Below are 19,185 nucleotides of genomic sequence, written 5' to 3' on the forward strand. Positions count from 1 at the left end.
CAGTACCGCCTGTGGCTCAGCGATCCGCTGGCGTTGTATGGCGTTGAGAACGCAAAGCTCGCGCCGGGGTATCAAGCCCCGGCAGCAAAGACATTACGCAAAGGATAAGAACACGATGGCACAGAACGACACCAGCAAGAACGGCAACGGGGGCAACCTCGGCTTCGAGGCGGAACTCTTCAAAGCCGCCGACAAGCTGCGCGGCAACATGGAGCCTTCCGACTACAAGCACGTCGCGCTGGGCCTCATCTTCCTGAAGTACATCTCGGACGCCTTCGAGGCCAAGCACCGGCGGCTTCTGGCCGAAGACCCACTCGCCGCCGAGGACAAGGACGAATACCTCGCTGACAACGTGTTCTGGGTGCCCAAGGAGGCGCGCTGGTCGCACCTGCAAGCCAACGCCAAGCAACCCACCATCGGCGCGCTTGTAGACGACGCGATGCGCGCCATCGAAAAGGACAACGAGTCCTTGAAGGGCGTGCTACCCAAGGACTACGCCCGACCCGCGCTCAACAAGGTGATGCTGGGGGAACTCATCGACCTCATCTCCGGCATCGCGCTGGGCGAGGAAGGCAACCGCTCCAAAGACATCCTCGGGCGGGTGTACGAGTATTTCCTCGGTCAGTTTGCCGGGGCCGAGGGCAAGCGCGGCGGCGAGTTCTACACGCCGCGCTCGGTCGTGCGCGTGCTGGTCGAAATGCTGGAGCCGTTCCAGGGCCGCGTGTACGACCCCTGCTGCGGCTCGGGCGGCATGTTTGTGCAGTCGGAAAAATTCGTGCAGGAACACGGCGGGCGCATCGGTGACATCGCCCATCTACGGGCAGGAGAGCAACTACACCACCTGGCGGCTGTGCAAGATGAACCTGGCCGTGCGCGGCATCGACGCCGACATCCGCTGGAACAACGAAGGCAGCTTTCACAAAGACGAACTGCGCGACCTCAAGGCCGACTACATCCTCGCCAACCCGCCCTTCAACATCTCCGACTGGGGCGGCGACCGCCTGCGCGACGACGTGCGCTGGCAATTCGGCGTGCCGCCCGTGGGCAACGCCAACTACGCTTGGCTGCAGCACATCTACCACCACCTCGCCCCCAACGGCACGGCGGGCGTGGTGCTGGCCAATGGTTCGATGAGCTCCAACCAGTCCGGCGAGGGCGAGATCCGCCGCGCGATGGTCGAGGCCGACGTGGTCGATTGCATGGTGGCGCTGCCGGGGCAGCTCTTTTACTCCACGCAGATCCCCGCCTGCCTGTGGTTCCTGGCCCGCAACAAGAACCCGGGCAAGGGCCTGCGCGACCGTAGAGGCCAAGTGCTGTTCATCGACGCGCGCAAGATGGGCGTGCTGGTGGACCGCACCCGGCGCGAACTCACCGACGAGGAAATCAAAAAAATCGCCGACACCTACCACGCTTGGCGCGGGGAGCAAGGCGCGGGCGAGTACGCCGACGTACCCGGTTTTTGCAAATCCGCCACGCTGGAGGAGATTCGCAAGCACGGCCATGTGCTGACACCAGGGCGCTACGTCGGCGCGGCGCAGCAGGAGATTGAGGCCGAGCCCTTCGAGGAAAAGATGGCACGGCTTGCCGTGCAGTGGCGGGAGCAGCGGGCAGAGGCGGCCAGGCTCGATGCGGCGATCGAGGCCAACCTGAAAGAGTTGGGGTTTTGAACGTTGCGTTGAGCATGGGCACCGACCGCCCTCATGATAAACAAGGCGTTTAGTATGGATAGAGCTACTCGCCATGAACAACGTAAGTAAAAACAAGATCACCCGTGCCGGGCGTTATCTGCGCCAGCCCACGGGCTACCGCGCCTTCATCCCGGCCCCCCTGCCGCCTGACCCACCGCTGGAACTCGGCGGAGCCTTGCGCGAGAAGCTTTCCGCCGCCGACTACGCGCTCGGCCGGCTCGACGGTGCGGTGCTCACGCTGCCCAACCCGGATCTGTTCGTCTTCATGTACGTGCGCAAGGAAGCGGTGCTCTCGAGCCAGATCGAAGGCACCCAAAGTTCCTTGCAGAACCTGCTTGCGGCCGAAGCGCAGTTGTTCGACCCCGACACGCCCAAGGACGTGAACGAGGTGGTCAACTACGTGCGGGCCATGAACCACGGCCTGGCCCGGCTCGCCGAGTTGCCGGTCTCGGTGCGGCTGATCCGCGAGATCCACGCGGAACTGATGCAGGGCGTGCGCGGCGGCCGCCTGCAACCCGGCGAATTGCGCAGCAGTCAGAACTGGATCGGCCCGGCCGGCTGCACCTTGAACACCGCCACGTTCGTGCCCCCGCCCCCGCACGAAGTGCCGCAGGCGCTTTCCGATCTGGAGCGTTTCCTGCATGACGGGGGCGGCTTGCCGCCGCTGGTACAGGTGGGCCTTGCCCACGCCCAGTTCGAAACCATCCACCCGTTTCTCGATGGCAACGGCCGCATCGGGCGGCTCTTGATTGCCTTTCTGCTCACCGAAAAACGGCTGCTCAGCAAGCCGGTGCTCTACCTTTCGCACTATTTCAAGCAGCACCGCAGCGACTACTACGAACGCCTGCAAGCCGTGCGCGATGTCGGCGACTGGGAGGGGTGGCTGGCCTTTTTCCTCGATGGCGTGATCGAAGTCAGCCAGCAAGCCACGCACACTGCCGCTGCCATCCTGCGCATGCGCGAAGACTACCGTGCCCGCATCACCGACAGCCTCGGTCGCGCCGCCGCCAATGGCCAGCGCGTAATGGATCGCCTGTTCGACCATCCTATCGTCACTGTCGCCGCCGTGCGCGAATGGCTGGGGATCACCCCGGCTGGTGCCAACCAGATCGTAGCGCGTCTGGAAGGCATCGGCCTGTTGCGCGAAATCACCGGCTACGCCCGCAACCGGCGCTTTCGCTTCGAGCCTTACTTGCGGCTGTTTGAGGAGACGGGGGAGGGGGCGGCATGAACGCGAAGGCGGGGGCCATGAGGGGGTACAAGCAGCGGGCGCAAGCGGCCAAGCTGGATGCGGCGATTGAGGCCAATTTGACGGAGCTTGGGTATGGCGGGTGAGTGGATTCACTGCGCGGTCGCTGATGCATGCAGCTCGATCGACTATGGCTTGACGGCGTCTGCGGCGGAAAGTGAAGTCGGACCGAAGTTCCTTCGGATCACCGACATCGTAACGGGGCATATCGACTGGAACACCGTTCCACATGTTTCTGCCGACGATGCGACGGTTGCAAAGTATCGGCTGCATGACGGAGATGTTGTTCTTGCAAGGACGGGTGCATCTACGGGGGCCAGTGCATACGTGAAGAATCCACCTCCGGCGGTGTTTGCATCTTACCTAGTTCGCCTGCAGGCTAAGCCTGAGTTCGACGCCCGCTATCTGGCCTACTACCTCCAGTCAGACGACTTTCGGACGTACATTCGCGGTGTCCTCGGAGACAAGTCGGCCCAACCGAACGCTAGCGCCTCCACGATGACCAAGGCGCCGTTTCGAGCGCCTAAGGACAAGAACGAACAACGCGCCATCGCCCACATCCTCGGCACGCTGGACGACAAGATCGAGCTCAACCGCAAGCAGAACGAAACGCTGGAGGCGATGGCCCGCGCCTTGTTCAAGGCGTGGTTCGTGGACTTCGAGCCGGTACGTGCCAAGATGGAAGGCCGCTGGCAGCGCGGCCAATCCCTCCCCGGCCTGCCCGCCCACCTCTATGACCTCTTTCCCGACCGTCTCGTTGAGTCGGAGTTGGGGGAGATTCCGGAGGGGTGGAAAGTTGTGCGTGCTGGTCAGATTTACGATGTTGGTATTGGCAAAACCCCCCCTCGTAAAGAATCTGAATGGTTCTCAGAAGATCCAGAAGACGTGCCTTGGATGTCGATTAAAGACTTGGGGCGCGCAGGGCTTTTTATTTCAGAAGTGAGCGAGTACCTCACGCCGGCAGCTGTTGAGCGGTTCCGAATTCGACGAATTCCTGATGGGACTGTGGTATTGAGCTTCAAGCTCACTGTGGGCCGTGTCGCCATTACAGACGGCGAGATGCTCTCCAACGAGGCTATAGCACACTTTCTTCCTAGGGCCGGCAACCACATCTGCCCGGCATACTTGTATTGCTATCTACGTCAATTTGATTACGAATCGCTGGGCAGCACATCTTCAATAGCAACGGCAGTTAACTCAGATAGCGTGAGATCGATACCAATCCTGGCTCCTGGAGAGCCGATTGGTAAAGTGTTCGAATCTTTGGTGGCTAATAGCTTTACACAGATTCGCGCTATTCAACGCGAATCCCACACCCTCGCCCAACTCCGCGACACCCTGCTGCCCAAGCTGATCTCGGGCGAGCTGCGGGTGAAGGACGCCGAGGCATTCCTGAAGGAGCGGGGCTTGTGAAGCCGAACCAAAACATCATCATTTACGACAGCGGCGAGGCGCGGGTGGAGGTGCGGCTCGACCGCGAGACGGTGTGGCTGACGCAGGAGCAGATGGGCGCGCTCTTTGGCCGCGAGCGCTCGGTGATCACCAAGCACATCCGCAACGTCTTTGCCGAGGGGGAGCTCGAGCGCGAGGCAGTATGTGCAAAATTTGCACAGACTGCCGCCGATGGAAAGACCTACCAGGTGGAGTTCTACAACCTGGATGTGATCATCTCGGTCGGCTACCGGGTGAAGTCCGTTCAGGGCACCCGCTTTCGCCAGTGGGCCACGCGGGTGCTGCGCGAGCATCTGACGCAGGGCTACTCGCTGGACCGCCAGCGCTTCGAGCAAAACGCCGCCGAGTTGCAGGCCGCATTGCAACTGGTGCAGAAAGCCGCCGCGGGCGCGGCCTTGACCGCCGAACAGGGGCGCGGGCTGGTGGATGTGATCGCCCGCTACACCCAGACCTTTCTCTGGCTGCAACGCTACGACGAGGGCTTGCTCACCGCACCCGCGGGCAGCCCGGGCGGTGTGTTGCCCACGCTGGAGGAGGCCCGCGCCGCCATCGCCCGGCTGAAGGCCGATCTGATGGCGCGCGGCGAGGCGTCCGAGCTGTTCGGCCGCGAGCGCGGCGACGCGTTTGCCGCCATCCTGGGCAATCTGGAACAGTCGGTCTTTGGCGAGCCGGCCTATCCCACCCTCGAGGCCAAGGCGGCGCATCTGCTGTATTTCGTCATCAAGAACCACCCCTTCGCCGACGGCAACAAGCGCAGCGGGGCGTTTTTGTTCGTGGATTTTCTGGCGCGCAACGGCCGCCTGCTGCGCGATGGCCAGCCCGTCATCAACGACGTGGGGCTGGCGGCGCTGGCGCTCTTGGTGGCGGAGTCCGACGCCAAGAACAAGGACGTGATGATCCGCTTGATCGAGAACATGCTGGCGTTGCCAGCCCGAGGGGAGGGGTGAGCGATGGCTTTTCTCTCCGAAGCCGACGTCGAATCGGCGCTGCTGGAGCAGCTCGCCAGCCTGGGCTACGCCGTCGAGCGTGACGAGGCGATCGGCCCCGACGGGCCGCGGCCCGAGCGCGAGCGTTACGGCGATGCAGTGCTGCTTGCGCGGCTGACGCAGGCCGTCGCGCGGCTCAATCCCGCCCTGCCCGAGGCGGTGCGGCAGGAGGCCATCCGCAAGCTGACGCAGTCGGAACTCCCCTCATTGCTCGAAGAAAACCGCCGCCTGCACCGGCTGCTCACCGAAGGGGTGGATGTCGAGTACCACGCCGAGGACGGCACGCTGACGGCAGGCAAGGTCGCGCTGATCGACTTCGACCATCCCGAGCAGAACGACTGGTTGGCGGTGAGCCAGTTCGTGGTGATCCACGGCCCGCACAAGCGGCGGCCGGATGTGGTGATGTTCGTCAACGGCTTGCCGCTGGCGGTGATCGAGCTCAAAGCCCCGGGCAGCGCAGGGGCGCACCTCTTGGGTGCCTTCAATCAGTTGCAGACCTACAAGCAGCAGATTCCGCCGCTGTTCCACACCAACGCGCTGCTGGTCATCTCGGACGGCATGGCGGCGCGGGTGGGGTCGCTCTCGGCTGACTTCGAGCGTTTCATGCCCTGGCGCACCACCGACGGCACGGCGGTGGCTCCGAAGGAGGCGCCGGAGTTGCCGACGCTGATCGAAGGCGTGTTCGAGCGGCGGCGTTTGCTCGCGTTGCTGCGCGACTTCACCGTGTTTGGCCAGACCGGGGCGGGGCTCGTCAAGATCATCGCGGGCTATCACCAGTTTCACGCGGTGAAGAAGGCGGTGGCGCAGACGGTGCGCGCCCTGCCGCCGGTGAACGTCGTGCAGGGAGACCCGGCGCGTTACGGCCTGCCCTCGGTCAAGGATCAGCGTCCCGGCGACCGGCGGGTGGGCGTGATCTGGCACACCCAGGGCTCGGGCAAGAGCCTGCTCATGGCCTTTTACGCCGGGCTGCTGGTGAAACACCCGGCGCTGGAGAACCCGACGCTGGTGGTCATCACCGACCGCAACGACCTGGACGACCAGCTCTTTGCCACCTTTGCGATGTGCCGCGACCTGATCCGGCAAACCCCGGTGCAGGCCGAGGGGCGCGAGCACTTGAAGGAATTGCTTAATCGCGCCTCGGGCGGCGTGATCTTCACGACCCTACAGAAGTTCGGCGAAATCGACGGGCCGCTGACCCAGCGGCGCAACGTGGTGGTGATCGCCGATGAGGCACACCGCAGCCAATACGGCTTCAAGGCCAAGGTGGACGCCAAGACGGGCGAAGTCTCCTATGGCTTTGCCAAATACCTGCGCGATGCCCTGCCGAACGCCTCGTTCATTGGCTTTACCGGCATGCCCATCGAGGCGGACGACGTCAACACCCCGGCCGTGTTTGGCAATTACATCGATGTCTACGACATCAGCCGTGCCGTCGAGGATGGCGCGACCGTGCCGATCTACTACGAGTCGCGCCTGGCGCGCATCGAACTCGACGAGGACGAAAAGCCGAAGCTCGACGCCGAGATCGAGGAGATTCTGGAGGACGAGGAGGAGACGGCGCGCGAGCGCGCCAAGCAGAAGTGGGCCACTGTCGAGGCCCTGGTGGGCGCGGACAAGCGCCTGAAGCGGGTTGCGGCCGATATCGTCCAGCACTTCGAGGATCGCGTGGCGGCGCTCGATGGCAAGGCGATGGTGGTGTGCATGAGCCGCTGCATCTGCGTCAAGCTCTACGACGCCATCGTCCAACTGCGCCCGCACTGGCACAGTGACGACGACAACGCAGGCGTGGTCAAAATCGTGATGACCGGCTCGGCGAGCGATCCGCCCGACTGGCAGCGGCATATCGGCAACAAGGCGCGGCGGGATCTGCTCGCCAAGCGCGCCCGTGATCCGAACGACCCGCTCAAGCTCGTGATCGTGCGCGACATGTGGCTCACGGGCTTCGATGCGCCGTGCATGCACACGATGTACGTGGACAAGCCCATGCGTGGCCACGGCCTGATGCAGGCGATTGCGCGGGTCAACCGCGTGTTCCGCGACAAACCGGCCGGGCTGATCGTCGATTACATCGGCATCGCGCAGAACCTGAAAAACGCGCTGGCGCAGTATTCGCCGCGCGACCGCGAGCAGACCGGCGTGGACGAGGCTGAGGCCATCGCGCTGATGCTGGAAAAGATCGAAATCGTGCGCGCGATGTTCCACGGCTTCGACTATGCCAGCGCCTTGCACGGCACGCCGCAGGAGCGCCTGCAGATGATGGCCGGGGCCATCGAGTGGATCCTCGAGCGGCAGCAGCAGTGGGCCGCGCAAGAGCAGACGCAAGACGGCAAGCGCAAGGCCCACCGCCGCTACCAGGACGCTGTGCTGGTCCTCTCCAAGGCGTTCGCGCTGGCCTCCGCGTCCGATGAGGCGCGCGCCATCCGCGAGGAGGTTGGTTTCTTCCAGGCGATCCGAGCCGCGCTGGTCAAGAGCAGTACAGGCTCTGGAGTAACCCAGCAAGAGCGCGAATTGGCTATCCAGCAGATCGTTAGTCGTGCTGTGGTCTCGACCGAAATCGTGGACATCCTGGCCGCTGCGGGTATCAAGAGCCCGGACATTTCCATCCTCTCGGACGAATTCCTCGCCGAAGTGCAGCAGATGGAGAAAAAGAACCTCGCACTGGAAGCCTTGCGCAAGCTGCTGGGCGACGGTATCCGCTCGCGCGCGAAGTCCAATGTCGTGCAAACCAAAGCCTTCTCGCAGCGGCTGGAGGATGCGGTGGCGCGCTACCACGCCAACGCCATCACCACCGCCGAGGTACTGCAGGAGCTGATCGCGCTGGCCAAGGACATCCGTGCTGCCCGGCAGCGTGGCGAAGAGTCCGGCCTGTCCGACGAAGAAATCGCCTTCTACGACGCGTTGGCCGAAAACGAGAGCGCCGTACAGGTGATGGGGGATGAAAAGCTGCGCGTCATCGCCCACGAGCTGCTCGTCAGCCTGCGCGAGAATGTGACGGTCGATTGGGCGCACCTGCAATCCGCCCGCGCCCGCATGCGCGTGCTGGTCAAGCGCATCCTGCGCAAGTACGGCTACCCGCCCGATCTGCAGGACGCGGCGGTGCAGCAGGTGTTGCAGCAGGCCGAGGCGTTGTCGTCTGGGTGGTCGGTTGGGGCCTCCGGCCGAGGGGGAGCACATGGCTAATCACCAATCGATTCTTGGGCGCGAAATCGCCAGGATGGAGGCGGAACGCTCCTCTTGGCGTCAGACATTGGCTCAAACGAACACTGTCGCCAAGCTGGCGATGGGGCCTGTACTGGGCTCAGACGACTGGCTTGCCAAAGAGATAAAGGCGCTGCAATCCCCGGCAATGAAGTTCGCGCAGCAGTATCAAGACCTTATTAGTGCCAGCTCGTCGGCGATGCAAGCCATCAAGGCTTGGCAGGAGGCTGAACGGGTTCAGCTTGGACAAATGCAACGGATGCTTGATCCTCTGGCCGACATCCGCAAGAGCTTTTTGGTAGACAACACGACTCAGAAATTCATCAAGGAGTTAACGGCAGCCAGTTCTATCCACGGCCGCATCAAGCAACTGGTAGATCAGACCACTGGGATCGGGTCAATAGCCAAGATGCTTGCACAGCAGGCCGACGAGTCGCGGGAACAGCACAGGCGAATACTCGATAGCGTGACCGGTGCCAGCAGCATCCAGGGTTATCTCAAGGAATTTGAGGCCGTCAACAAGCAGTGGATGGTGCCCAGCGAGGTGTTGGGCATAGTTGCTTCGTTCAAGGAAATTCAGGAACAGCTCGGCAGAGTTGCTTTGCCGACCATCGACTGGGGATCTGCTGGCGCTTTGGCGATGATCTTGGGGGCAGAAGGTATCAAGGAGCAGTTAGCACTGCTTGGCATCGGACCTGACGGGGCGATGCACCTGCCCGATGAAATTCCTGAAAAAGGCATTCTCAGCCGGAAGCAGTCCGATACCGTGGCTCTCGTGAGCCTGCTCCTATCAATCCTGTTCTTCATTTATCAGGAAGGTTTGAATCAGCAGGACAAGGCCAAGACCGAGGCATTTCAGGCGCAGACGACGACCACATTGCAGGTTCAAGCCCAACAGATACAAAACCTGACGATCCTCATTGGACACGCGCTGGCGCAAGCCGCTCGTCAACCCGAGGAACGTTTTGTTGTACGTGGGCGACCGGCAACGGTGAGAGCAGAACCTGAACACGGGTCACCCGTGGAAGGCAAACTCCTTCCCAACGAGGTCGTGCGTGCCCTTGAACGCAAGGGGCGCTGGGTCGAGATAGAGTATTACCACTGGCTGCACGAGGAGTACCGCACCGGCTGGGTGCTGAAGCATTACTTGGAGCGTGTCCCTGCAAGCTATTCGAAAAACGACAAAAATAGCGGCGAGTGTGCAAGCCGACTTTGACCAAGGCGGTAGCGACACAGGCATACGCTTCACAGTCACTCCGAGATTACGTTCATTTCTCCTACCCACTTCTGCAACGCTCTCAGTTGCTCGGCGTTCTCGTGGCAGGTCTGGTAGTTGGTGGCGACAGTTCCGACGACGGCAGAGAGCGCAAGGCCTTTGGCGGCCGCATCAGCATCTCGGGCGGGCTCGGGCAGTTCCCCGGCGGCGGCAGCGTCGTGCAGGCGCACAAAGCCACGGTCGATAGTGCAAGCTGCATCGGCTTGAACGGGCACATAGACGGGAACCTCCTTGATGATGCTGTCGCCCTTCTCACGGACGACGCGGACGCGATCGACGTACTTTGTGACGACCTTGACGGTGGCTTGCGCCTGCCGCTCGCGGCTGGCGGCGACTTGCAGGGTTTGCTGCTGGACGGCGGCATCCCATTGCGCTTGAACGTGATTCGCACCCATGATCCAGCCGAAGCTGACCAGGGCGACGCCGAGCGCCGTGAGAGAGGTGGCCCCAAAAAACTGGACAGAGGGATAAGTGATAGCCTTGTTTTCACAACCGACCGCGGCGGCGGTCTTGAAAGGGAGCAAGGGCATGGCAAGAAGGAAACGGCGGAACCACTCGCCGGCATTCAAGGCGCAGGTGGCACTGGCGGCGATGAAAGGAGACCGGAGGCTGGCCGAGTTGGCCCAGCAGTACGACATTCACCCGAACCAGATCACGGACTGGAAGACGCAGCTCTTGGCACGAGCAGCCCAGGTCTTCGACGGGCCGAAGCCCGAGCCGGGGCCGGATCTCAAGGAGTTGCACGCCAAGATCGGGCAGCTGACGCTGGAAAACGATTTTTTAGAAAGTGCGCTCATCAAGGCGGGACGGCTGAGCGCAAGGCGATGATTGACCGCACCCACGACCTGCCGGTGACCCGGCAATGCGAGATTCTGGCCCTGCCGCGCTCGACGGCCTACTACCGGCCCGCGCCGGAATCGGCCGAGAACCTGGCGCTGATGCGCCGGATCGACGAACTGCATCTGGAGTTTCCGTTTGCCGGCGCCCGCATGCTGCGCGACCTGCTGCGGCAGGAGGGCGTCCGGGCAGGCCGGAAAAGGATTGCCCGACTGATGGCCAAGATGGGCATCGAGGCGCTCTACCGGAAACCCAATACCAGCCAGAAAGGGCCGGGGCACAAGATCTACCCGTACCTGCTGCGGGGCCTCACTATCGACCGGCCGAACCAGGTCTGGGCGGCGGACATCACCACCATTCCGATGCGCCGGGGCTTCGTCTATCTGGTTGCCGTGGTCGATTGGTTCAGCCGCAAGGTACTGAGTTGGCGGGTGTCGAACACGCTGACCACGGATTTCTGTCTGGATGCGGTCAGGGAAGCGATCCACCGCTACGGCCGGCCTGCCATCTTCAACACCGACCAGGGCAGCCAATTTACCAGCACCGACTTCACGACGCTGCTCAAGGAAAACGGGATCAGGATCAGCATGGACGGCAAGGGCTGCTGGCGCGACAACGTCTTCGTCGCGCTGTATAACACCCGCCGGCCGCACAGCCGTTTCGACGGCATACCGCCGGATCAGGCCTACTTTGGCAACCTGCCGCAGATGAGAACGGCAGCATGAGCTATCATCGGTTACCCACCGCGCCGCTCGCCTCCCGCCATAGAGGGGCGGGCGGCGGCGCCGTGGATAACCGGCATCCGCAAGGCTCCACTTATCTCCGCCCAATTCCTGTCCAATCAAATGGGGCCACCTCTTCGAGCGCGGCTTCCGCGTGCTCAAGTCCGACATCGAGATCGCCCCGGTATTCCACCGCCTGCCCGAGCGCATCAAGGCGCACGCGCTGATCTGCTTCCTCGCGCTGGTGCTGCGCCGGGTGCTGCGCCTGCAGCTCAAGGACGCCAATAGTCCCTACTCGCCGCAGCGCGTGCTGCAGATCGCACAGCGCATCCAGTTCCATCAGGTCACCGTGCCGGGCAAGGGGCAGGCTTGCGGCATCAGCGAGCTCGATCCCGTTCAGCGCGAGATCTTCGAGGCCTTGAAGCTCGAGGTGCCCACCAGGACAAGGCTGGAAACCGCGCTGTAGTGCCAAAATGCGACCAATGATTTCATTTAAATCAATCACTTACGCGATTTGGTGTCGAGCTTCGGTGGCCTAAAAGGACTTCCCCCGCGCACACTGGCTGCAGATCCACTCGACCAACCCGCTGGAGCGCCAGAACGCCGAAATCAAGCGCAGAATTGACGTCGTGGGCATCTTCCCCAACGAGCGCGCCGTCACGCGGTTGATCGGCGCCATCTTGCTCGAGCAAAACGACGAGTGGACCCTGCAGCGCCGCTACATGCAGCTCGAGGGCCTGCAGTGCCTCAGCGATACTGCACAGCCTCGGCTGTCTGCTGTGCAGCGCTGAGACCCGCGTGCACCTCGGCCCTTCCGGGCTGTGGACCTACACCACGCGTTTGGACACGATCAGGATGGCCGCCGCTGCGCAGCAAGCCGCTACGGGTTACGCCCTACGGGCTCCACCCTGCGCGCCTTGCTGCGCACTGAAGGACTTACACCACTTCCTGGGACACGATCCTCCTGCTCACTTCAATCTAGGCTGAACGATGATTTTCACCGCTGATTCATTGTTGTGGATCAGCCTATCGAAGCCTTGCGAAATCAGGTCATCCAGTTGAATGCGCTGGGTGATGAACGGCTCCAGATTGATCTTGCCTTCTTCCACCAGCTTGATGGTTTCCTGATGGTCGTTGCAATACGCGATCGTGCCGCGCACGTCCAGTTCCTTCATGACCGCGCTGTGTACGTTGACGCTGGCCGGGTGGCTCCAGATGGACACGATCACCACCACGCCAGCCGGTTTGGTAACGGCCACCAACGTGTCCAGCACCTTGTTCACGCTCGAGCATTCGAACGCCACATCCACGCCTTTGCCACCTGTGATTCTCATTACCTCTGCGGCCACATCGACCTCGGACGGATCGAGGATGTGATCAGCCACGCCGGTTTCGCGGGCCTTTTCTTTGCGCTTCGCGCTCAACTCCGTGACGATAACGCTTAGGCCCTTGGCCTTGAGAATAGCCGACAGCAGGAGGCCAATCGGGCCCGCACCTCCGACCATGGCCACGTCGCCGGCCTTGGCACCGCTGCGGGTGTAGGCATGGTGGCCTACCGCCAAAGGCTCGATCAGCGCAGCCTGATCGAGTGGAATATGCTTGGAGATCGGATGCACCCAGCGTCGCTTGACGGCAATCTTTTCGGCTAAACCGCCGCCACGGCCGCCCAGGCCGATGAAATTCATGTTTTTGGACAGATTGTATTTATCGCCCGGCCCCGTGGGCACGTCGTCGGCCACGATGTACGGCTCGACCACCACATGCTGGCCGACTTCGATATCGTCCACGCCTTCGCCCACGGCATACACCACGCCGGAAAATTCATGGCCCATGGTGATGGGAGCGGACTCTCCGGAGATCGGATGCGGGTGACCACAAGGCGGAATGAAAATCGGGCCTTCCATGAATTCGTGCAGATCCGTGCCGCAGATGCCGCACCAGGCCACCTCGATGCCAACGGTGCCCGGCGCCACGACGGGCTCGGGTATGTCTTCGATGCGGATGTCGCCACGATCATAAAAACGCGCTGCTTTCATGGTTCAAGCTCCTCGGTTGGTCTCGAATGAGGTGAGCCGGGGCATCTCACCCCTTGCTTCACCTTGGGAAATCGGCCACCTTGTCGTCGTCGGCAAGCTCATGGAGCTCATCTGCGTAGCGTCGGCGCACCGGATCTCGACGGTGCGTGCCGGCATGGGAGCGGCAACGATACCAATCGACACAGGACGAACCTGCAAAGGTTCGCGCATGCTTGCCTCCTGATGGACTTGTTTTGACAGGCGCAGGGAAAGCAACTGTTATGCCAGTCTCATACCTGCCCGAATCGGGCAGAAAACCTCGGGGATTACCCGGTAAATTTGGACATGAGATGCAGCGGCGCGGCTGGCAACCGTGACAAGTGTCGCAGCATCAGTTGCATCACGGTAGACAGATGTATCGGCAAAACGCGGGCAAGACTCGGACAAGATGCGGGCCGTGCGCTCAGCGACGGATACCCTGCGTATCCGTATCGCTGCGGTTTGGCGACTGGATGCTGTCAGGCGACATGAAAAACTGACCCCCTGGCGACATTGAGAACTGACCCCCTTCGAGGACGAAGGAGGTCCGATGGAAGAGGTGTTCCAAGCTCCGCAGGTCGAAGCAGGCTGGTCTTACCCCGTTTCCACGGACGGTTATCGGCTTGAGTCTCAAGCCGGAGTTGGTGCTCGGGTGAGCTCCTTGGTCGGCCCTGCAAAACCCCTGAAACCCGCATGAACACTGGCTTTGCGGGGTGAATGCCGAGGGCGCGAACTCCCGGCAACGGATCCAATAGGTCCCAGTTTCTGGGAGTTCTGGGACTGCTGCCGATGGCCACCGACGACTTCTTCCGCGCGCGCCTGGACGTGATGATCGACCTGCGTCACCCGCTGGCGGTGCTGGCCACGCGCATGCCATGGGCGCAGATCGAAGCGGCGCTGGCGCCGGCGTTCGCGCACCGCGATCGCGCTGGACGGTTGGTCGAAGGCGCCGACCTGTTCGGCCCGACAGCGCAACTGGCCGGCGCGGGGGTGAGCAACGCGGGCCGGCCGCGCCTGCCGTTGCGGCTGATGGTCTCGCTGCTGTACCTCAAGCACGCGTTCAACCTCAGCGACGAGGAACTCGTCGAGCGCTGGAGCGAGAACGTCGTGTGGCAGTTCTTCAGCGGCATGACCTACTACGAGCCGCGCCTGCCATGCGACGCCACGCAGCTCGGGCGCTTGCGCCGCGTGCTCGGCGAGGCCGGCGTCGAGCAACTGCTCAAGTCCACGATCGAGGCGGCCGTGGCGATGGGCACGGTCAAGAAGACCGAATTCGAGCGCGTGATCGTCGACACGACGGTGCAGGAGAAGGCGGCGGCGCACCCCACCGACAGCCGGCTGCTGGAAGTCGCGCGCGACAAGATCGCCCGGCTGGCCAAGCGAGCGGGCATCAAGCTCAAGCTCACGCACGAGCGCGAAGGCAAGGTGCTGCGTCGGCGCGCCGGGCAAGGGCTACGAGCGCCTGCCTGCGCTGGAGATCGAGGCGGCAGTGGTCGCGCAGATCCGCACGGTGTTGACCAGCCCCGAGTCCATCGCCGCTGTCGTGCGCCACGTTCCAATGCCACGGTGCGCCGATCGACGAGGCCACCGTGGTGATGGCGATGGGGCGGCTCAACGACGTGTGGGATCAGCTCTTCCCGGTCGAGCGCCACCGCATCGCCAACCTGATGATCGAGCGCATCGATCTCGTCCACACCGACGCGATGCAGGGCATCAAGGTGAAGTGGCGGGAACTGGGCTGGGACGCCCTGATCGGCGAGTTCGCGCCCAGCAGCATCGGCGCCGAGTTGCTGGAGGCCGAGGCGTGACAGCGGGACTCGGCGAGACCTTCGTGCCACTGACCCTGCGCCGCCGCGGGGTGCGCCGCTTGGTTCAGCCCAAGGCCGAGGCGCGCGAAACGCACGACAGCACCCTCATCGAAGGGATGGCGAGAGCCTTCCATTGGCAGCGATTGCTGGACAGCGGCGCCATGCCCAGCGGCTCGGCCATCGCGCGTGCCGAAGGCTTGCACCATTCGGTGGTCAACGAACTGCTGCGCCTGACGCTGCTCGCGCCCGACATCGTGGAGATGCTGATGGCCGGGCGGCAGCCGCGCCGGATGAGCCTGATCTGGTTCCAGCGCAACCCGCTGCCGGTGGACTGGGCGGCGCAGCGCGAGATCGTGCGGCGCTTCGAGGAGGCCGCGTGAGCACCCGGCACCGCGGACGCATCGAAGGGTCGCCGGTCACCCAGAGACTCCCGACGCCGGCCGGCGGCGTGAAGCTGGAAACCTTTGTGCCCTGGAGCCTGGTGCAGCGTGGTGCCCGGCGCGCGGTGATTCCTCCCCCTGGGGGCCAGACGCCCGTCCAGGTGCACCCGACCTGGGCGGCTGCGGCGCCCGCCAAGGAGCCCCCGGACAGCGCGCTGGGGCTGGCGCACCACTGGCAGCGTCTGCTCGCGCAGGGGCGGGTGGCCTCGGCGGCCGAGATCGCCCAGGCCGAAGGGTTGGACACCTCCCAGGTCCACCGACTGATGCGGCTGACGCTGCTGGCCCCCGCGCTGGTGGAGCGCCTCGCCGCGACGCCCGATCTTCCGGTCGAGCGCCTGCTGGGCCGGCCGTGGCCGTATGGCTGGCCCGATCAAGTCCGGGTGCTGGACACGATCCGCTGACCGCCAGGTTGCACCAGAGCCGCCGTCGGGCGGCTTTTTTGTTGACCGACGTCGTGCCGGTCGCCGTCGCGGACCAGTTGCCGATCCCAACCGACGCCTCTAAACCGTTGAATCAGCGGGGAGCGGTCCGGGGAGTCCTCCACGGAGCGTAGAGAAAACAGAGAACAGAGAGGCCCTGAGGGTCGGAGGGCGGCGTGGGTGCAGCCATCGCGTCCGCAAGATCACACGGCGAACACGCGCCAACACGCGGGGAACGCGCAAGAAAAAAGGCCAACCGAGAGCGGTTGGCGTGGCGGCGTCAACCAAATAATCCAGGTAAACCACTGATTTTAGGCCTTGTCGGTTTTCTGATTTTTCGACATACCCCCAAATCTACCCCCAAATTTATTTGGCTACCCCCTTCTCATAGGTCCCTTGACGGATGACGGCTTTCCCGTCGTCGGGGGCTGTGGTCCACTCGGGCAGAGGATAGGGTAGGCGATCCACAGGAACGAATCGGCCCGAGCCACAGGAAAAAATTTCCTCAATATAGAATATAGAGAAGATATACATACCAGCCCAAACGCAGTGGGCCACTCGCCCAACTGCGCAGAGCCACCTAAGTGCGCTGACGTGGTCGCCCCACCCGAGTGTGGCCATGTCCCCATCTGCGCTGATGCCCACAGGAAGGGCTGCCCACCGACTCCTGGGGTGGGGGATGGCCCCGAGACCGCCTCAGAAGCCTTCTAGGAGGCGTAGCTGATGCACCCTATGGGGGGAGCGCCCCGATGCGTGGACGCCTCAGGCGCCTTCTGGGGCGGTCTCAGCCGTATTCACAATCCGCCCGCCTTCAGGACGTCCAGGTAATCCGCCCAGGCCTGCATCATCTCCCGACGTTGCGCGGCAAATTGCGTTCTGTTGTAGGCGCGTCCCAAGGCGTCGGGCACGGCATGAGCCAACTGGTGCTCGATCACTTCCGCCGGGTAGTTCAACCGCTCATGCAGAAAGGTTCTGGCCACGGCACGCCAGCCATGGCCGGTCAGTTCCTCGCGAGTATCGATCCCCAACCGGCGATAGGCGGCGTTGATGGCGGCCTCCGACATGGGCCGCATGGGGCTTCGGGCTCCGGGGAATACCCACCCACCGGGCAAGTGTCCTGTCAGCGGGTACAGGTCTTTGAGGATCGCCAGGGCTTGGCGGGGGATCGGCACCAGGTGCGGGGTCTTGGGGCCTGGCTTGGCGTTGCGGATGGTGGCGTCGGTCAGGGGCACGGGTTCTGTTCCTCCGTGACGGATACCCCCATGGGGTGCGATCTACCCCTAATTCTACCCCCAGTTTTGGGGGTATGCTAACGAACAGCAGCGGATGTTGCAGGAAACAAAAAAACCCGCAAGTCCTTGTTATTACTTGGGCTTGCGGGCTTTGGCGGAATGCCTTGAATGGGTATTTGGTGGAGGCGGCGGGAATCGAACCCGCGTCCGCAAATCCTCTACCCTTGGTCCTACATGCTTAGCCTCGTCTTTGCTTTAACCGTCCTCGACCCGACGGGCAGGGTGTCGGACGGCGATCCCGTAGGGTTTTAGCGGATTGGCTCCGGGCGTGCCGCACCGCGAGCTTGTGCTGGGTCGACCCCTGATGCGCCCTTGCGGGCTCCGGACTTCACAAGCACGTTCCGGTCAGAGGCTGGCCGGGATTAAGCGGCCAGAGCGTAGTTGTCGTCGTTGGCAACTATTGGTCTGCAGCCTGTTTTACGAGGGTGGCTACGACCTCGGCATGCACCTCAGGCTTCGCAATCCACGTCGAAACCATGTCGCCCCCGAAAGGGACAGGGCAGTCTACTCTCCGCGCTTTGGTCCTGCAAGCGGTGGCAGAACCTTGCCGGGATTGAGAATGCCCCGGGGATCCAATGTCCGTTTGAGAGCATACATGAGTTGAAGTTCCACCGGCGACTTGTAACGGGCCATCTCGCCCAGCTTGAGCTGGCCGATGCCGTGCTCGGCGCTGAAGCTGCCGCCCATGGCCATGGCGACATCGTGCACCGCCCGGTTGAGTTCTTCGCGCCGGGCCATGAAGGCGGCCGCCTCCCAATCCTTTGGCTGGCTCAGATTGTAGTGCACGTTGCCGTCACCCACGTGGCCGAAGGCGTACACTCGCACGCCGGGGATCATGGCCGTGACGACTCGGCTGGCCGCGCGGATGAAGGCCGGCACCCGCGATACCGGCACCGAGACATCGTGCTTAATGCTCGCCCCCTCGAAGCGCTGCGCCTCCACCGCCGCTTCGCGCAGCCGCCACAGGGCATCGGCCTGAGCCTGGCTGGCGGCCGTCACCGCGTCCACGATCAGACCGCGGGCATGGGCCTGTTCCAGTAGGGCCTCCAGCAGCGGCGTTGTTGGCTGGGCGTGGCCGACCAGTTCGATGAGCACGTACCAGCCGTGGGGGTGGGGCAGGGGGTCGCGGCAGCCGGGGATGTGGCGGCAGGCGAACTCCAGAGCGAGACGCGGCAGCAGTTCGAAACTGGTGACGGCATCGCCGCTGATCGCGCGGGCCAGGGCGAGCAGCGCCACGCAGTGCTCCAGCTCGCCCAGGGCCAGCAGGGCGGTGCCGCGCTCCTGGGGGCGGGGGAACAGCTTGAGGGTGGCGGCGGTGATGATGCCAAGCGTGCCCTCGGAGCCGATGAATAGGTCGCGCAGGTCGTAGCCGGTGTTGTTCTTGCGCAGGCCGTTGAGGCCATCCCAGACGCGGCCGTCGGCCAGCACTACCTCCAGGCCCAGAGTCAGCTCGCGGGCGTTGCCGTAGCGCAGCACATTGAGGCCGCCGGCGTTGCTGGCCAGGTTGCCGCCGATCTGGCAGCTACCCTCGGCGCCCAGGCTGAGGGGGAACAGCCGGTCCACGGTGGCAGCGGCGCGTTGGATATCGGCCAGGATGCAGCCGGCCTCGGCGGTGAGAGTATAGTTGTCAGGATCGACGGCGCGGATGCGAGCGAGGCGGCGCAGGCTGAGGACGATGCCCTCGTGGTCGCGGCTGGGCACGGCGCCGCCGCAACGCCCGGTATTGCCACCCTGGGGGATGACCGGCAACCCGGCGTCATGGCA

Annotated in this window: 14 protein-coding genes, 1 other RNA gene and 4 pseudogenes; 14 read left to right on the top strand and 5 right to left on the bottom strand. The window is 63.4% G+C overall.

From position 1 onward, the window contains the following. Window positions 1-208: 208 nt before the first annotated feature. The 7 genes and pseudogenes from VNJ47_09565 (at window position 209) to VNJ47_09595 (ending at window position 9,789) form a co-directional block, all read left to right on the top strand. Window positions 209-664 (top strand): annotated as a pseudogene (locus VNJ47_09565) (type I restriction-modification system subunit M N-terminal domain-containing protein). A 91-nt stretch (window positions 665-755) separates the two neighbouring features. Beyond that, entirely contained in the window at window positions 756-1,667 is a 912-nt protein-coding gene (locus VNJ47_09570; GenBank protein ID HXG29081.1) for an N-6 DNA methylase, read from the top strand. Between the two features lie 196 nt (window positions 1,668-1,863). Beyond that, window positions 1,864-2,919: a Fic family protein gene (locus tag VNJ47_09575; protein ID HXG29082.1), complete on the top strand. Its 1,056-nt coding sequence runs from the start codon at window positions 1,864-1,866 to the stop codon at window positions 2,917-2,919. Between the two features lie 93 nt (window positions 2,920-3,012). Then, complete coding sequence (locus VNJ47_09580; protein ID HXG29083.1) at window positions 3,013-4,350, top strand: restriction endonuclease subunit S; 1,338 nt, start codon at window positions 3,013-3,015, stop codon at window positions 4,348-4,350. Continuing rightward, on the top strand, window positions 4,347-5,336 hold the full coding sequence (gene rhuM / locus VNJ47_09585; GenBank protein HXG29084.1) for a RhuM family protein: 990 nt from the start codon (window positions 4,347-4,349) through the stop codon (window positions 5,334-5,336). The genes VNJ47_09580 and rhuM overlap by 4 nt, the downstream gene beginning before the upstream one ends. A 3-nt stretch (window positions 5,337-5,339) precedes the next feature. Continuing rightward, a complete protein-coding gene (locus tag VNJ47_09590) occupies window positions 5,340-8,555 on the top strand; it encodes a type I restriction endonuclease subunit R (protein HXG29085.1) in 3,216 nt (1,071 codons plus the stop codon). Continuing rightward, a complete protein-coding gene (locus VNJ47_09595) occupies window positions 8,548-9,789 on the top strand; it encodes an SH3 domain-containing protein (protein ID HXG29086.1) in 1,242 nt (413 codons plus the stop codon). The genes VNJ47_09590 and VNJ47_09595 overlap by 8 nt, the downstream gene beginning before the upstream one ends. A gap of 35 nt (window positions 9,790-9,824) precedes the next feature. Here VNJ47_09595 and VNJ47_09600 read toward each other — a convergent pair whose 3' ends face one another. Then, window positions 9,825-10,487 (bottom strand): hypothetical protein, encoded by a 663-nt coding sequence (locus VNJ47_09600; GenBank protein HXG29087.1) that lies wholly within the window; start codon window positions 10,485-10,487, stop codon window positions 9,825-9,827. On the opposite strand from VNJ47_09600, the gene VNJ47_09605 reads away from it, so the two are divergent. The 3 genes and pseudogenes from VNJ47_09605 to VNJ47_09615 all read left to right on the top strand — a co-directional run bounded on the left by VNJ47_09605 (window position 10,378) and on the right by VNJ47_09615 (window position 12,199). Beyond that, window positions 10,378-11,411 (top strand): IS3 family transposase gene (locus VNJ47_09605; GenBank protein HXG29088.1). Its coding sequence is split into 2 segments (ribosomal slippage): window positions 10,378-10,624 and window positions 10,624-11,411, totalling 1,035 coding nucleotides; the frame shifts between segments, so codons are not numbered across the junction. The two genes, VNJ47_09600 and VNJ47_09605, sit on opposite strands and share 110 nt — an antisense overlap. Before the next feature lie 136 nt (window positions 11,412-11,547). Next, window positions 11,548-11,874, top strand: a pseudogene (locus VNJ47_09610) (IS1634 family transposase). A gap of 79 nt (window positions 11,875-11,953) precedes the next feature. Continuing rightward, window positions 11,954-12,199: pseudogene (locus VNJ47_09615) on the top strand (transposase). Between the two features lie 177 nt (window positions 12,200-12,376). On the opposite strand, the gene VNJ47_09620 reads toward VNJ47_09615, so the two are convergent. Further along, entirely contained in the window at window positions 12,377-13,444 is a 1,068-nt protein-coding gene (locus VNJ47_09620; protein HXG29089.1) for a 2,3-butanediol dehydrogenase, read from the bottom strand. Window positions 13,445-14,245: 801 nt separating this feature from the next. On the opposite strand from VNJ47_09620, the pseudogene VNJ47_09625 reads away from it, so the two are divergent. From VNJ47_09625 to VNJ47_09640, 4 genes and pseudogenes are all read left to right on the top strand, one after another. Beyond that, window positions 14,246-14,918: pseudogene (locus VNJ47_09625) on the top strand (transposase). Window positions 14,919-15,051: 133 nt separating this feature from the next. Continuing rightward, complete coding sequence (locus tag VNJ47_09630) at window positions 15,052-15,270, top strand: hypothetical protein (protein HXG29090.1); 219 nt, start codon at window positions 15,052-15,054, stop codon at window positions 15,268-15,270. Next, the gene (locus VNJ47_09635) at window positions 15,267-15,650 is read left to right on the top strand and encodes a site-specific recombinase resolvase (GenBank protein HXG29091.1); all 384 of its coding nucleotides are present in this window, start codon (window positions 15,267-15,269) and stop codon (window positions 15,648-15,650) included. The genes VNJ47_09630 and VNJ47_09635 overlap by 4 nt, the downstream gene beginning before the upstream one ends. After that, entirely contained in the window at window positions 15,647-16,111 is a 465-nt protein-coding gene (locus tag VNJ47_09640; GenBank protein HXG29092.1) for a hypothetical protein, read from the top strand. The genes VNJ47_09635 and VNJ47_09640 overlap by 4 nt, the downstream gene beginning before the upstream one ends. A gap of 812 nt (window positions 16,112-16,923) precedes the next feature. On the opposite strand, the gene VNJ47_09645 is transcribed toward VNJ47_09640, so the two are convergent. The 3 genes from VNJ47_09645 to VNJ47_09655 all read right to left on the bottom strand — a co-directional run. Further along, entirely contained in the window at window positions 16,924-17,361 is a 438-nt protein-coding gene (locus VNJ47_09645; protein ID HXG29093.1) for a site-specific integrase, read from the bottom strand. Window positions 17,362-17,538: 177 nt separating this feature from the next. Beyond that, window positions 17,539-17,908, bottom strand: a transfer-messenger RNA (tmRNA) gene (gene ssrA, locus VNJ47_09650). 17 nt (window positions 17,909-17,925) lie between these two features. Next, window positions 17,926-19,185, bottom strand: a 1,260-nt coding sequence (locus tag VNJ47_09655) for an FAD-binding oxidoreductase (protein HXG29094.1), incomplete at its 5' end; no start/stop codon positions are given.

This window comes from Nevskiales bacterium (assembly GCA_035574475.1).
Lineage (GTDB): Bacteria > Pseudomonadota > Gammaproteobacteria > Nevskiales > DATLYR01 > DATLYR01.